Source organism: Myceligenerans xiligouense (genome assembly GCF_003814695.1).
Classification (GTDB): Bacteria; Actinomycetota; Actinomycetes; order Actinomycetales; family Cellulomonadaceae; genus Myceligenerans; species Myceligenerans xiligouense.
The window spans coordinates 3,809,435-3,823,939 of the sequence record NZ_RKQZ01000001.1; the positions used below are offsets into that span (position 1 = coordinate 3,809,435).

Below are 14,505 nucleotides of genomic sequence, written 5' to 3' on the forward strand. Positions count from 1 at the left end.
GCTACCCCGTCACGCCAGGTCGGCGTCGTGGACCATGATCGCGACCTGGACGCGGTTCCCGGCGTCGAGTTTTGCCAGGATGCGGCCCACGTGGGTCTTCACGGTGGACTCGCTCATGTACAGGTCGGCGGCGATCTGCGCGTTGGACAGCCCGCGTCCGATCGCCACCGCGACGTCCCGCTCGCGTTCCGTGAGCGTGGCGAGGCGGGCCGTGGCCCGGTCGGCGCGGTCGTCCCGGGGGCGCGCGACCGAGGCGATGAGCTGCGCCGTGACGCTGGGCGACAGTGTCGGGTGTCCCGCGGCCGCCGCCTGCACCGCCTCGACGAGCTTCTCGGGCGGCGTGTCCTTGAGGAGGAAGCCCGCCGCACCGGCGCGGAGCGCCTCCAGTACCAGCTCGTCGGTGTCGAACGTGGTGAGGACGATGACGCGGGCCGGTGAGCCCTCCGCGACCAGGGCGCGCGTCGCCGTCAGCCCGTCCGTGCGCGGCATGCGGATGTCCATGAGCACCACGTCGGGCCGCAGCCGGCGTACGAGGTCCAGCCCGGCGGCGCCGTCGGACGCCTCGCCCACGACCTCGATGTCGGGCGCTCCGCCGAGGATCAGCCGGAGCCCTGCGCGGACGAGCGTCTCGTCGTCGACGAGCGCGACCTTGATCGTGGTGTCGCTCCTCATGATTCCGCCCAGGGTAGCCATGCCCGCACCACGAAACGACCGCCCTCCGTGCCGTAGCCGAGCCGGCCGCCGCCGAGCTCGGCGCGCTCGGTCAGGCCCATGAGGCCCAGCCCCGACGCGGGCAGCTCGTCCCGCGCCTCACCGTGCGGCAGGGGGTTCGCGACGGTGATGTCGATCCCGTCGCCGGGCGCACCGGCGATCGTCACGACGACCGGCTTGCCCGGGGCGTGCTTGCGCGCGTTTGTCAGTGCCTCCTGCACGATCCGGTACGCGGTGCGCGACCCGGCCTCGGCCAGGCCGCCACCTGCCGCGAAACCCTCGGCCACGTGACCACCCGGCACGACGTCGGGCGCCGTTCCGTCGCTCTCCGTCGCCCGGTCGTCGTGGAAGGTGACGTCGACGCCCGCCGAGCGACACTCGTCGAGCAGCGCGGGCAGTGCCTCCAGGGTGGGCTGCGGCCGGTGCACGTCGTCACCTTCCCGGCCGATCACCGCGCCGCCCTCGGGAAGGTCGCGGAGCACGCCGAGGATCTCCCGCAGCTCCTGCATCGCGGCGTGCGCGGAGTCGCGGATGGTCTCGGCGGTGCTCGTCACCTCCTGACGCGGCAGGTCCTTGCGGTAGGCGAGCCCGCCGGCGTGCATGGCGACGAGCGAGATGCGATGGGCGAGGACGTCGTGCATCTCCCGGGCGATCCGCGCCCGCTCGTTCGAGCGTGCCTGCGCCACCCGCCCCGCCTGCTCACGTTCCGCGGTCTCCGCGCGCAGCACCAGCGAGCGGACGTGGTCCCGCCGCAGGCCGATGTAGGCACCGATGGTGACGAGCAGGACGTAGTACATGCCGCCGCCGACGCCGACGTCGAAGAGCCCGTTCCACAGCGGGTCGCTCACGTAGGGGAACACCATCAGGTACACCCCGTAGGCCACGACGTGCACCACACCGACGATCCCGATCGCCAGCCATCGGCGGGTCGTCGCCAGCGAGACGATCGCCACCGCCGCCGCCCCCATGGCGAAGGTCGACCCAGCCATGAAGCAGGTCAGGACCAGTGCGGTCGTGAAGGGCCACCGACGCCGGAGGTGCATGAGCCCGAGCGAGAGCAGCCCGAGGAACAGGTCCAGCGCGGCCAGCGCACCCGGCAGCACGGCCCGCTCCCCGAGCTCCTCCTGCCAGGCGACGGCGGCCAGGCCCATCAACCCGAAGAATGCTGCGACCAGGGTGCGCCAGATCGCGCCCCAGGCGCGCCGCCCCCCGCTCTGCCCGAGCGGCGCCCCGGGACGCACCACCGGCCGGTCACCGGCGCCCGGCCAGCTCACCGCCGCGGCCGTCACCGCGGGCGCGGTCACTGCAGGCGCCCGAACGCGTCCGCGGCGAGCAGGAAGCCGACGATACCCAGCGTCCACGCCAGCAGGTCGCCGCTACGCCTCGAGAACCAGTCGTTGATGCGGCCCAGCATCGGCTCGATCGCCCGCGCCGCACCGACCCGCAGGGCGAGCAGCAGCAGTGCGGGTGCGACCATCACCAGGCAGTACGCCACCAGTATCAGCGCGCCGGCGACGACGCCGATCCCGTTGGCGGTCAGGATCCCGATCGCCGCGAGGTACGGCAGCATCGAGGCGGCCTCGACCACCCCGGCGGCGAGCGCCGTGGCGACCACGGTGCCGGCCGACGCGTCCGGGCCCACGAGCCGGGTCTTCCAGCGCTGCATCGCGGACACCTTGCCCGCCCGCTCGCGGCGTTCCCTGCGCCACCTGCCGATGGGCCCGTCGAACAGGAAGCTCGCGAGGAACAGCCCCACGCCGAGGACGAGCTGGGCCTGGTCCAGCGTCCGTGAACTCCCCGCGCCCTCGAGGACCCGCAGCGCGCTCCCGGCGCCGGCGTGCAGCGCCACGCCCAGTACCCAGTAGAAGAGGGCGATGGCACCGAGGTAGGTGAGCACCGCGGACGCCCGGATCCTGGGTTGCGCCAGCAGGAACACCGGCAGTCCCAGGGTGCCGACGCTCGTGCTGTCCACGAGCGCGAGCCCGACCAGTACCGCCAGCAGCGGCCCGGCCGGCGTCAGGCCCTCCATCACGTCTCCCCGCCTCGTTCGTCCATCGTGCGTGACGAAACTACCCGCCGCGCCCGCCGTCGGACATCGTCCTTCAGGACGATGTCGCACGGCCGATCGGACGACCCGTCCCGGACCTTCCTGCCGAGCACATCGCGGGCCTTCGGCCGATGTGCCCGCGAGGACCGGCGGGAGAACGTGGAGCCATGATCACCGCAGACCACCTCACCAGGAGATACGGCGACTTCACCGCCGTCGGCAACGTGACCTTCGAGGCCCGGCCGGGGCTCGTGACGGGTTTCCTCGGGCCCAACGGCGCCGGGAAGTCGACCACCATGCGCATGCTGTGCGGCCTCACCCCCGCCACCTCCGGCACCGCGCACGTGCTCGGTGCCCCGTTCCGCGAGCTGGCCAACCCGGGCCGCCGCGTGGGCGTGCTGCTCGACGCCGCCGCGCAGCACGCCGGCCGCACCGGTCGTGAGGCGCTCACGCTCTCGGCGATGCTCATGGGCGTCGGACGCCGCCGCGTGAGCGAGGTCCTGGACCTCGTGGGGCTCACGGCCAAGGAGGCCGACCGCCGCGTCAAGGGCTACTCGCTGGGCATGCGTCAGCGGCTCGGCATCGCGAACGCGCTGCTCGGCGACCCGGAGGTGCTCATCCTCGACGAGCCGGCGAACGGCCTCGACCCGGCCGGCATCCGCTGGATGCGTGACCTGCTGCGCGACTTCGCCCGGTCCGGCGGGACGGTCCTGCTGTCCTCCCACCTGCTGCACGAGGTGGAGCGTGTGGCCGACGAGATCGTCGTGATCGGCAACGGGCGCATCGTCGCCCAGGGTTCCACCGAGCTTCTGCTGTCCCGTTCCCAGCGGAGCCTCGAGGATCTGTTCCTCGAGCTGACCGCCGACGTCTCGCGCGACGGGCCGGCCGCCGGCACACCGGACGCCTCCGCCCCCGCCACCCCCGAATCGACCAGGGAGAACGCTCGATGACCGCCATCCCCTTCACCCGCCTGACGCTGGTCGAGTGGCGCAAGCAGCTCGACACGCGCGCCGGCCTCTGGCTGCTGGTCTCAATCGCCCTGATCACCGCCGCGGTGCTGGCGGTCATGGCGTTCATCGGGGACGGCGCCACCAGCTTCGAGGCGCTCTACTTCGGCACCTCCACCCCGATGGCCCTGCTGCTGCCCATCGTCGGGATCCTCGCCGCCACGTCGGAGTGGTCCCAGCGCACCGGCCTGATCACGTTCACGCTCGAACCACGGCGCACCCGCGTCGGGCTGGCGAAGCTCGTCGCCGCCCTCGGCTCCGGGATCGCGTTCTTCGTGGTGGCGGTCGTCCTGGCCGCCGCCTTCCACCTGGCCGTGGTCACCTTCACGGACGCGACGACGGCGTGGGCGATCCCCACGGGCGCGCTGACGGGCGGTCTGCTCCTCACCGTCCTCTACATGGCACAGGGCGTCGCGTTCGGCGCCCTCATCCAGAACACGGCGGGCGCGATCGTGGCGTTCTTCGCCCTGCCGACGGCGTTCACGCTGGTGGGGTCCCTCGTCGGGGCCATGCGGGACGCGATGCCGTGGATCGACCTGACCACGGCGGCGGATCCCCTCCTGTTCGACGCCGGGGCGCTGACGGGCGAGCAGTGGGCCCAGGTGGCGACGTCGTCGACGATCTGGATCCTGGTTCCGCTCGTCCTGGGCCTGATCCGGGTCGCTCGCTCGGAGATCAAGTCGGCCTGAGCACCCGGCCCGTCGGCACGGCCGGCAGGCTCGACCACGAACGGCCGAGCCTGCCGGGCCGTGCACGACGGCGGCCGTGGTGCGGCGCGCCGCGCTGCCGGCCACACGCCCGCTACGGCTCCATGTCGTCGTGAAGCACCACGCGGGACAGCTCGTAGGCGCCGCCGGGGAGGCGCCAGTAGTGCATCCGGCGGGCCGACGGCGTGTTCACCTGCAGCGACACGCGCCAGCACGTGGCGCCGTCGTCCCGGACACGCTGGGGGTCGTCACCGCCGAGCCCTGAACGCAGCGGGTGCACCTGGAGCCCGTTCATCTCCGGGGCCCGCCCCGTCACCACGTGCACGACCGTCCGCAGCACCTTGTCCCGCGAGATCCCCTCGACGGTCTCCAGCGACTCGAGGAACCGCGACCCCAGCACGTACTCCTCCAGCGGCCAGCGCTCCTTCTCCCCCGCCGGGACGATCTGCACCCACGTCTGCGTGACCTCGAACCGGAACTGCTCGGCCGGGTCGGTGAAGTAGCGCTCCGTCGTGACCTCGACGTCCCGGCCGAGTTCCCGCCGGTACGCCGCCGACTTCGACTTCTCTGCCCGCAGCTGTGCTCGCGACCGTTCGAGCTGGTGGTCGCGGCGATCCACCTGGTCGCGCAGATCGGCCACGTACTGGCGCAGCTCGTCCAGCTCCACCTCGGCGCGGCGCTTCTCGACCTTGATGTCGATCAGGTCGTTCTCCAGCCGCTTGACCTGCGCCTTCTCTGCGTCGAGCGCGAGACTGAGGTCCCGGACGGCTCCCTTGCTCGCCACCGCCGACCCGCCGGGCCTCGGTGCGCGACCCTGCCGGCCGGCCTCCGGCGGGGCGGGCAGCGGGGCCGCGGCGTCTCCCGCGATCCGCGCGGCGATGTCCCCGGGCGTGGGCCGCCGCCGCGTCCCGCCGGAACCCGCGGCCTCGCCGGACGGGTGGCCCGCGGCGTCCCCGGCCGGGAACGCACCGTCCGGACGACCGGGCTCCGGCGGGGCAGCCCCCGCCCCGCTCCGGCCGTTCACGACCTCCGCGGGAGTCGGGATCCGGATCGGCCCGCTGCCCGTCTCCGGCTCCTGGAGGGACGGGTCCGGCGGGATCAGCCACGGTGGCCCGCCGTCCAGCAGCGACAGGGCGGGCACGGGCTCGTCGGACTCGTCGACGTCGTCGAGTCGCAACATGATGGCGTCGCCGGGCGCCTGCGTGACGCGGGCGAGCACCACCTCGCCGGGGGTGAAGAGGTCGTCGAGCGCGTCGAGCGCATTGCCCGTCACCCGCTCACGCGGCACCCGGACATGGACGGCGGGCACGACCGCGATCGTCACGGCGGCCTTCGTCACGGACTCCACCTTTCCGACCACGACTTTACCCACTCCATAGGCTTCCTTGACGGCTTGGCGCTGGGTCGCGTCGTCGGGCAGCATGGTCCGCGCGTCGAGGGTGCCCCGGCCGGCGTCATGCCGCCCCCGGACCTTCATGCCACGCCGGAAGATCCTCTGCAACGGCACGCCGGGAACGGTGAGCTCCTCCGCGATGGACGCCTGGCCGCCGTCGTCCAGCTCGATCAGGGCACGGGAACCGAGCACGCCCTGCACCGTCCCGCGCACCTCGGCGGCGCCCGCGCCCGGCCCGCCCGCGCCGGCCTCGGTGGCACCGGCCAGGCCGGCCCGCACCGCCGCCGACAGCGCGTCGCTGACGAGACGGTCGCGCACCTTCGGGCCGTCGGCCATGGAGTAGGCGAAATGCAGCGGGGAACGCCGCAGGTCGTGGATCCAGTCGAGCCCGGTGGGATAGACGCGGGACGCGCCGCCGTACACCTGCGTGTACTCGGGCATGCCGCGCGAGAAGGCCCAGGACACGTCGCCGGTCGGGATGACGACGACCTCGGCGAGCCCGGCGACGTCGTCGAGCACGCGCTGCGGGTCGACGTACGGGGTGGGGCGTCCGGCGGGCGTGGAGATGACCACCACGGGCCAGGCGCGGTTCGGGACCTGGAGGAAGCGAGCGAACTCGCGGGCCTCGTCCTCGTCGGCGACCTTGTGCAGGCCGGTGGGCACCGAGATGTTCACCGCCCCGTTCGCCATGCCGCACCTCCCTGTCCGCGTTTCTTCACCCTATCGGTCGTTACTGAGTATTTGCCTGACGCACGCCAGATCCGCAAGGTGTCGTGTCGTGATACGGCGGGAATCGCGGCGGCGGACCGCCCCTCCGGACGACCTCTACGATCGAAGGGTGACTCCGACCAGCCCCACGACCATCGAGACCGACGTCCGCGAGGCGCTCACGCGCGTCCTCGACCCCGAGATCCGCCGGCCCATCACGGAACTGGACATGGTGCGCTCCGTCTCCGCGGCGGGCGACGGAGCGACCGGCGCGCACGTCACCGTCGGCATCGACCTCACCGTCGCCGGGTGTCCCATGAAGTCGACCCTGGTCAAGGACGTGACCGCGGCCGCGAGCGCCGTCGCGGGCGTGGCCTCGGTGGACGTGGAGCTGGGGGTGATGACGCCCGACCAGCGCGCGGCCCTGCGGACCAGGCTACGCGGGGGCACGGGCGAGCCGGTGATCCCGTTCGCGCAGCCGGGGTCGCTGACGAAGGTGTACGCGGTCGCGTCGGGCAAGGGCGGGGTCGGCAAGTCGTCGGTGACGGCGAACCTGGCCGTGGCGATGGCGGCGGACGGCCTGAACGTGGGGGTGGTCGACGCGGACATCTACGGGTTCTCGATCCCGCGGATGCTCGGGGTGGACCGGCAGCCGACGCGCGTGGACAACATGCTGCTGCCACCGGTGGCGCACGGGGTGAAGGTCGTGTCCATCGGCATGTTCGTGCCGGAGGGGCAGCCGGTCGTCTGGCGGGGGCCGATGCTGCACCGGGCGCTGGAACAGTTCCTGTCGGACGTCTACTGGGGCGATCTGGACGTGCTGCTGCTGGACCTGCCGCCGGGAACGGGTGACATCGCGATCTCGGTGGCGCAGCTGCTGCCGCGTTCGGAGGTCCTGGTGGTGACGACGCCGCAGGCCGCGGCGGCGGAGGTGGCCGAGCGGGCCGGGTCGGTGGCGACGCAGACGTCGCAGAGCGTGGTCGGCGTGGTGGAGAACATGTCGTGGCTCACGCAGCCCGACGGGTCGCGGCTGCACCTGTTCGGGGAGGGCGGCGGCGCGCAGGTCTCGGCGCGGCTCGGCGAGGTGCTCGGCACGGAGGTGCCGCTGCTCGGGCAGGTTCCGCTGGACGTCGCGGTCCGGGAGGGCGGGGACTCGGGGACGCCGGTGGCGCTGTCGGACCCGGGTTCTCCGGGCGCCGCCGTGCTGCGCGAGGTTGCGCGCGGGCTCGCCTCGCGCAAGCGCGGGCTGGCGGGAATGCAGCTCGGAGTCACTCCGGCGTAACCTGCGGGCGCCGGGGCACCCTCTACACTGGCGCACCGTTCATCCGTCCCCGCACCCCTGAGGAATCATGAGCACCCCCGCCGGCCCTGCCGTGTCCACCGACCGACCGTCCGCGAGCACGTCACCGAGAGTCCGGCGCGGGGTGGTGAACCGGACGGTCTTCCTCGGGTCGGCCGCGATCATCCTCGCCGTGGCGTTGTGGGCGATCGTCGCCCCGGCGCGGGCGGAGGAGTCGATCGGCGTCGTCGTCGGCTGGATCTCCGAGGGTTTCGGCTGGTACTACTTCCTGGTCGCGGCCGTCTTCCTGGTGTTCGTCGTCCTGGTGGGCGTCTCCCGGATGGGGAGGATCCGCCTGGGGCCGGAGCAGTCGAAGCCGCAGTTCAACCTCTTCACGTGGGCGGCGATGCTGTTCGCCGCCGGTATCGGCACCGACCTGATGTTCTACTCGGTGGCCGAGCCCGCCTCGCAGTACTACTTCCCGCCCGCCGGGACCGGTGAGGGCGTCGAGGCCGCCCGCCAGGCCGTGGTGTGGACGCTGTTCCACTACGGGATCATCGGCTGGGGCATGTACGCGCTGATGGGCATGGCACTCGCCTACTTCGCCTACCGGCGGAACATGCCGCTGAGCATCCGGTCGGTCCTGCACCCGCTGTTCGGTGACCGGGTGTGGGGCAGGCTGGGCGATGCCGTCGACGTCGCGGCCGTGATCGGCACGATCTTCGGCCTGGCCACCACGCTCGGCATCGGCGTGGAGATGCTCAACCGGGGTCTGTTCGAGCTGTGGGGTGTCCCGGAGGGCACACCCGCGCAGCTCGGGCTGCTGGTCCTGGCGGTCGTCGTCGCGACGTTGTCCGTGGTCTCCGGCGTGGCGCGCGGGCTGCGGCGCCTGTCCGAGCTGACCGTGGTGCTGGCGATGCTGCTGATCGTGTGGATCCTGTTCGCCGGCAAGACGTCGTTCCTGCTCAACGGCCTGGTGATGAACCTCGGCGACTACGTCTCGCGCCTGCCGGGCATGACGCTGGACACCTACGCGTTCGAGGCCCCGACCGAGTGGATGGGCTGGTGGACGCTGTTCTTCTGGGCCTGGTGGGTGGCCTGGGCGCCGTTCGTGGGCCTGTTCCTGGCGCGCATCTCACGTGGCCGGACCATCCGCCAGTTCGTGATCGGCACGCTGACCATCCCGTTCGTGTTCGTGCTGCTGTGGGTGTCGGTATTCGGCAACAGCGCGCTCGACCTCATGATGAACGGCGGCGCCGCGGGTGCGGAGTTCGGCACGAACGCCGTCGACGACCCGGCCAGCGGCATCTACGCCCTGCTGGAGCGGTTCCCGGCCGCCCCGTTCACGATCGGCGTCGCCGTGGTCACCGGCCTGCTGTTCTACGTCACGTCCGCGGACTCGGGCGCGCTCGTGCTGTCCAACTTCACGTCGCGCCTGCACCGTGCGGGCGACGACGGCCCCGCGTGGCTCCGGATCTTCTGGGCCGCCGCGACCGGCCTGCTCACGATGGGGATGCTGCTGGCGGGCGGCATCAGCACCCTGCAGTCGGGGACCATCATCATGGGCCTGCCGTTCTCGTTCGTCATGGTCGCCGTGATGCTGGGGCTGTACAAGGTGCTGCGCACCGAGGGCCACAAGACCGACACGCTGCGCACCTCGCTGCCCGCGAGCCTGTCGGAACGCACGCACACCGACGGGGTCGCCGGCCATTCCTGGAAGCTCCGGCTCCAGCGCATGCTGAGCTTCCCGAGCCGGCAGCAGTCGCGCCGCTTCGTCCAGAACGTGTGCCGGCCCGCCCTGACGGAGGTGACCGCCGAGCTGACGCGGCAGGACGCCACCGCCGCGGTCACCGAGGCCGCGTCCGTCGCGGACGTCCCGTGCCTCACGCTCACCGTCGAGCACGGCGACGACGAGCCGTTCACCTACCGCCTGTGCCCCGTCGAGGCGCCCACCCCCGTGTTCGCCTCGGGCCGCCCGGTGGGTGAGGACTACTACGTGCGCATCGAGGTGTACCTCGCCGAGGGCTCCCAGGGGTACGACGTCACCGGCTACACCAAGGAGCAGCTCATCGCCGACGTGCTCGACCAGTACGAGCGGCACCTCATCTACCTGCAGTCCGTCCAGCGGGCCGGGGCGGACGCCGGAACCGAGCCCGTCCTCGCGCCCGACGACCTGTCCGGCGCGTCCTGAGAGGCACCATCCATGAGCGCATCGTCCCTGTACATCGACGGCACGTGGCAGGCCGCTGCCGACGGCGCCACCCGCGACATCTGGTGCCCCGCCGACGGCGGAGCCGTGGGCGCGGTGTCGGAGGCGTCCGCCGCCGACACCGAGCGTGCGATCGCCGCCGCACGGCGCGCGTTCGACGCCGGCCCGTGGCGCGCCACCACCGCGCCGGAGCGCGGTGACCTGCTGTTACGGGTCGCGGACGCGCTCACGGAACGCAAGGCGGAGTTCGCTCGCGCGGAGTCGCGGGACACCGGCAAGCGGAGGGTCGAGTCCGAGATCGACATGGACGACTGCATCGCCTGCTTCCGCTACTTCGGCAAGCTCGCCGGCCTCGACGCCGGGCGCCTGGTCGACGCGGGCAGCCACGACGTGGTCAGCCGCGTCCAGTACGAGCCGGTGGGCGTCTGCGGGCTGATCTCCCCGTGGAACTACCCGCTGCTGCAGGCCGTGTGGAAGGTGGCGCCGGCGCTGGCCGCGGGCAACACGTTCGTGCTCAAGCCCAGCGAGCTCACCCCGCACACCGCGATGCTCCTCATGGAGGTGCTGTCCGCCGCCGGCGTTCCGGCCGGCGTGGCCAACCTCGTCACGGGCGCCGGCCCGACGGCGGGCGGACCGCTGAGCACCCATCCGGACATCGACCTGGTGTCGTTCACCGGCGGGTTGGTCACCGGACGTCTCATCGCCGCGAACGCGGCGGCCACGGTGAAGAAGGTGGCGCTGGAACTCGGCGGGAAGAACCCGAACGTGGTGTTCGCCGACGCCGCGGCAACCGACGAGAGCTTCGCCGCGTGCGTCGACAACGCGCTCAACGCGGCCTTCGTCCACTCGGGCCAGGTCTGCTCGGCGGGCGCCCGCCTGATCGTCGAGGAGTCGCTCCACGACCGCTTCGTGGACGAGTTCGTGCGCCGCGCCGGGTCGATCCGGCTCGGGGGCCCCGACGACCCGGACGCGGAGACCGGCCCGCTGATCTCCGCCGCGCACCGCGACAAGGTCACCGCGTACGTCGACCAGGCCGTGGCCGACGGCGCCGTGCTGCGCTGCGGCGGCAGGTGGGGCGAGGGCGAGCTGGCGCGGGGCTTCTACTACCTGCCCACGGTGCTCGACGGCGTGGCGCGCGGCTCCGCGGCCGTCACCGAGGAGGCGTTCGGGCCGGTGGTCACCGTCGAGACGTTCCGCACCGAGGACGAGGCCGTCGAGATCGCGAACGACACGCACTACGGCCTGGCCGGGGCCGTCTGGACCGCCGACGCGGGCCGGGCGCAGCGCGTCGCGAACCGGCTGCGGCACGGCACGATCTGGATCAACGACTACCACCCCTACCTGCCGCAGGCGGAGTGGGGCGGGTTCAAGCAGTCCGGGTTCGGCCGCGAGCTCGGGCCCACGGGCCTGGGCGAGTACCAGGAGGCCAAGCACGTCTACCAGAACCTGCGCCCGGCCGTGACCGGCTGGTTCGCCCAGCGGTGAGGGGAGAAAGCATGTCCCTGGAGTTCGACTACGTCGTGGTCGGCGGCGGTTCGGCCGGGGCCGCCGTCGCGGCCCGCCTGTCGGAGGATCCCGGCGTCACGGTCGCCCTGCTCGAGGCCGGCCCCTCCGACGTGGACGACGACGCGGTCCTGCGGCTCGACCGCTGGATGCATCTGCTCGAGTCGGGGTACGACTGGGACTACCTCATCGAGCCGCAGGAGAGGGGCAACTCCTTCATGCGGCAGGCGCGCGCCCGCGTGCTCGGCGGCTGCTCGTCGCACAACTCCTGCATCGCGTTCCACCCGCCGGCCGAGGATCTCGACCGCTGGGCCGAGCTCGGCGCCACCGGGTGGGAGGCGTCGGAGACGCTCCCGTTCGTGCGCAAGCTGGAGAACAACGACCAGCCCGGCGAGCACCACGGCCACGACGGACCGGTGCGGCTGCGCCAGGTGCCCGCCGCGGACCCGTGCGGCGTCGCCCTGCTCGACGCCTGCGAGCAGGCCGGCATCCCGCGCGTGCGGTTCAACGACGGGACGACCGTCGTGGAGGGCGCGAACTTCTTCCAGATCAACGCCCGGGAGGACGGCGTGCGCTCGTCGTCGTCGGTCTCCTACCTGCACCCCGTGCTGGACCGGGAGAACCTGACGATCCTCACGGAGCACTGGGTGAAGCGGATCGTGTTCGACGCCCCGGGCTCCCCCGGTACCGGCACGCCCCGCGCGACCGGCGTCGAGGTGCAGGATCCGGACCTGATCCACACGGTGCGCATCGCGGCCCGCCGCGAGGTCGTGCTCTCGGCGGGCGCCATCGACTCCCCCAAGCTGCTCCTGCTGTCGGGCATCGGCCCGGCCGAGCACCTGCGCGAGGTCGGCGTCGAGGTGCTGGTGGACTCCCCGGGTGTCGGCTCCCACACGCAGGACCACCCGGAGGGCGTGATCTCCTGGGAGGCGAAGCGGCCGATGGTGACCGAGTCCACCCAATGGTGGGAGATCGGGATCTTCGCGCGGACCCCCGAGGCCGAGGCGCGCGGCGACGCGGTACCCGACCTGATGATGCACTACGGCTCCGTCCCGTTCGACATGCACACCGTGCGCCAGGGCTACCCGAGCGCGGAGAACGTGTTCTGCCTCACGCCCAACGTGACGCACGCGCGGTCGCGGGGCACGGTGCGGCTGCGGTCCCGGGACTTCCGCGACAAGCCGAAGGTGGACCCGCGCTACTTCACCGACGAGAACGACCTGCGGGTCATGGTCGAGGGCGTCAGGCTGGCCCGTACCATCGTGGCGCAGCCGGCGATGGCGGAGTGGGCCGGGCGGGAGCTGTTCCCCGGCCCGGACGTGCGGACGGACGAGGAGATCGCCGACTACCTCTGCCGCACCCACAACACGGTCTACCACCCCACGGGGTCGGTCCGGATGGGCGCCGAGAACGACGACTCCTCGCCGCTGGACCCCCGGCTGCGGGTCAAGGGCGTCACCGGGCTGCGGGTCGCGGACGCGTCCGTGATGCCGGAGATCACCACGGTCAACCCGAACATCACCGTGATGATGATCGGCGAGCGCTGCGCCGACTTCATCCAGCGAGACGCCGCCCGGCCGCGCGCCGTCGCGAAATAGGATCGGGCCCATGCCTTCCACGCCGCAGTGGCTCGAGTCCTGGACGCCCACCGGGGGCGCCCGACGTGTCCGCACCGTGTTCTCCCGCGCCTTCGACGGCGACGAGCCCGACGGCGTCTGGTTCGCCCCGGGACGGGTCAACCTGATCGGCGAGCACACCGACTACAACGCGGGGCTCTGCCTCCCCACCGCCCTGCCCCACCGCACGTACGTGGCACTGCGGGCGCGGGAGGACGGCGTCGTCCGGCTCGTCTCCGCGCAGGCGCCGGACGAGCCCTGGGAGGCGAAGCTCGCGGACGTCGCCCCGGGGTCGGTCAGCGGCTGGGGCTCCTACGTCGCGGGCGTGGCCTGGGCACTCTCCGAGGCCGGGCACACGGTGCGGGGGTTCGACGCCGCCGTCGACTCCTGCGTGCCGTTCGGCGCGGGGCTCAGCTCGTCGGCGTCGCTGGAGTGCGCGTTCGCCGTGGCGATCGACGACGTGGACACGCTGGGGCTCGCCAAGGACGACGCGGGCCGGGCCGAGCTGGTCGAGGCCTGCCGCCGCGCCGAGAACGAGATCGCCGGGGCGCCCACCGGGGGCCTCGACCAGTCCGCCTCACTGCGCTGCGCCGAGGGGCGTGCCCTGCTGCTGGACTTCCGGCCGGGACTCCCCGCCGTCGAGTCGGGCCGCGGAGTCCCGTTCGATCCGGCCGCGGCCGGGCTGGAGCTGCTGGTCGTCGACACGCGCGCCCCGCACGCCCTGGTCGACGGCCAGTACGGGGCCCGGCGCGCCGCCTGCGAGAAGGCCGCCGAACTGCTGGGGGTGGAGAACCTGCGCGCGATCACGCCGGACGGGCTGGAGGCCGCGCTGGCCGCTCTCGCCCCGCACGACGAGGACGGGGTGCTCACCCGCCGCGTCCGCCATGTCGTGACGGAGACCGACCGCACGGCCCGGTTCGTGGAGCTCGTGTCACGCGGCCTGGTCGCGGAGGTGGGCCCGCTCATGACGGCGTCGCACGCCTCGCTCCGCGACGACTACGAGGTGTCCTGCCGCGAGCTCGACCTGGTGGTCGACACGGCGATGGCGGCGGGCGCCGTGGGCGCCCGCATGACCGGGGGCGGCTTCGGCGGTTCGGCGATCGCGCTGGTCCCGCGGGACGACGTCGAGCGGGTGGCCGCCGCCGTGAACAGGGCCTTCACGGACGCCGGGTGGACCGCCCCGGGCTTCCTGCAGGCGCCCCCGTCGGCGGGCGCCGGCGCCGTGTGACCTCCGCGCGCTTTCGACGTCTCGCACGAGTCCGCTAGGTTGGGCTCGCGGTGTCGCGGGGGCACCGCGAGTGCACCTCGGTGCACGACACGAGGGG

At 72.8% G+C, this 14,505-nt stretch carries 11 protein-coding genes; 7 read left to right on the plus strand and 4 right to left on the minus strand.

Annotation, left to right across the window (positions count from 1 at the left end; translation table 11 throughout):
• Nucleotides 1-9 precede the first annotated feature (9 nt).
• Genes EDD34_RS16710 through EDD34_RS16720 form a run of 3 tightly spaced genes read right to left on the minus strand, consistent with a single transcriptional unit; the run spans nucleotide 10 to nucleotide 2,740 of the window.
• Nucleotides 10-672 carry a response regulator gene (locus tag EDD34_RS16710; RefSeq protein WP_123815567.1) on the minus strand — a complete coding sequence of 221 codons (663 nt, stop codon included), beginning with the start codon at nucleotides 670-672 and terminating at the stop codon, nucleotides 10-12.
• Complete coding sequence (locus EDD34_RS16715) at nucleotides 669-2,015, minus strand: sensor histidine kinase (protein ID WP_123815568.1); 1,347 nt, start codon at nucleotides 2,013-2,015, stop codon at nucleotides 669-671. The genes EDD34_RS16710 and EDD34_RS16715 overlap by 4 nt, the downstream gene beginning before the upstream one ends.
• Complete coding sequence (locus EDD34_RS16720) at nucleotides 2,012-2,740, minus strand: GAP family protein (protein WP_123815569.1); 729 nt, start codon at nucleotides 2,738-2,740, stop codon at nucleotides 2,012-2,014. The genes EDD34_RS16715 and EDD34_RS16720 overlap by 4 nt, the downstream gene beginning before the upstream one ends.
• A gap of 185 nt (nucleotides 2,741-2,925) precedes the next feature.
• On the opposite strand from EDD34_RS16720, the gene EDD34_RS16725 reads away from it, so the two are divergent.
• The gene (locus EDD34_RS16725; RefSeq protein WP_123815570.1) at nucleotides 2,926-3,708 is read left to right on the plus strand and encodes an ABC transporter ATP-binding protein; all 783 of its coding nucleotides are present in this window, start codon (nucleotides 2,926-2,928) and stop codon (nucleotides 3,706-3,708) included.
• A complete protein-coding gene (locus EDD34_RS16730; protein ID WP_123815571.1) occupies nucleotides 3,705-4,454 on the plus strand; it encodes an ABC transporter permease in 750 nt (249 codons plus the stop codon). The genes EDD34_RS16725 and EDD34_RS16730 overlap by 4 nt, the downstream gene beginning before the upstream one ends.
• A gap of 112 nt (nucleotides 4,455-4,566) precedes the next feature.
• Here EDD34_RS16730 and EDD34_RS16735 read toward each other — a convergent pair whose 3' ends face one another.
• Nucleotides 4,567-6,555 (minus strand): hypothetical protein, encoded by a 1,989-nt coding sequence (locus EDD34_RS16735; protein WP_123815572.1) that lies wholly within the window; start codon nucleotides 6,553-6,555, stop codon nucleotides 4,567-4,569.
• Nucleotides 6,556-6,703: 148 nt separating this feature from the next.
• Here EDD34_RS16735 and EDD34_RS16740 point away from each other — a divergent pair, with 148 nt between their 5' ends.
• The 5 genes from EDD34_RS16740 (at nucleotide 6,704) to galK (ending at nucleotide 14,408) form a co-directional block, all read left to right on the plus strand.
• Entirely contained in the window at nucleotides 6,704-7,855 is a 1,152-nt protein-coding gene (locus EDD34_RS16740) for an Mrp/NBP35 family ATP-binding protein (RefSeq protein WP_246012530.1), read from the plus strand.
• A 67-nt stretch (nucleotides 7,856-7,922) separates the two neighbouring features.
• A complete protein-coding gene (gene betT, locus EDD34_RS16745) occupies nucleotides 7,923-10,043 on the plus strand; it encodes a choline BCCT transporter BetT (RefSeq protein ID WP_123815573.1) in 2,121 nt (706 codons plus the stop codon).
• 12 nt (nucleotides 10,044-10,055) lie between these two features.
• Complete coding sequence (locus EDD34_RS16750; RefSeq protein WP_123815574.1) at nucleotides 10,056-11,546, plus strand: aldehyde dehydrogenase family protein; 1,491 nt, start codon at nucleotides 10,056-10,058, stop codon at nucleotides 11,544-11,546.
• 11 nt (nucleotides 11,547-11,557) lie between these two features.
• A complete protein-coding gene (locus EDD34_RS16755; RefSeq protein ID WP_123815575.1) occupies nucleotides 11,558-13,162 on the plus strand; it encodes a GMC family oxidoreductase in 1,605 nt (534 codons plus the stop codon).
• 10 nt (nucleotides 13,163-13,172) lie between these two features.
• Entirely contained in the window at nucleotides 13,173-14,408 is a 1,236-nt protein-coding gene (galK, locus tag EDD34_RS16760; protein ID WP_123815576.1) for a galactokinase, read from the plus strand.
• The last annotated feature ends 97 nt before the right edge of the window (nucleotides 14,409-14,505 follow it).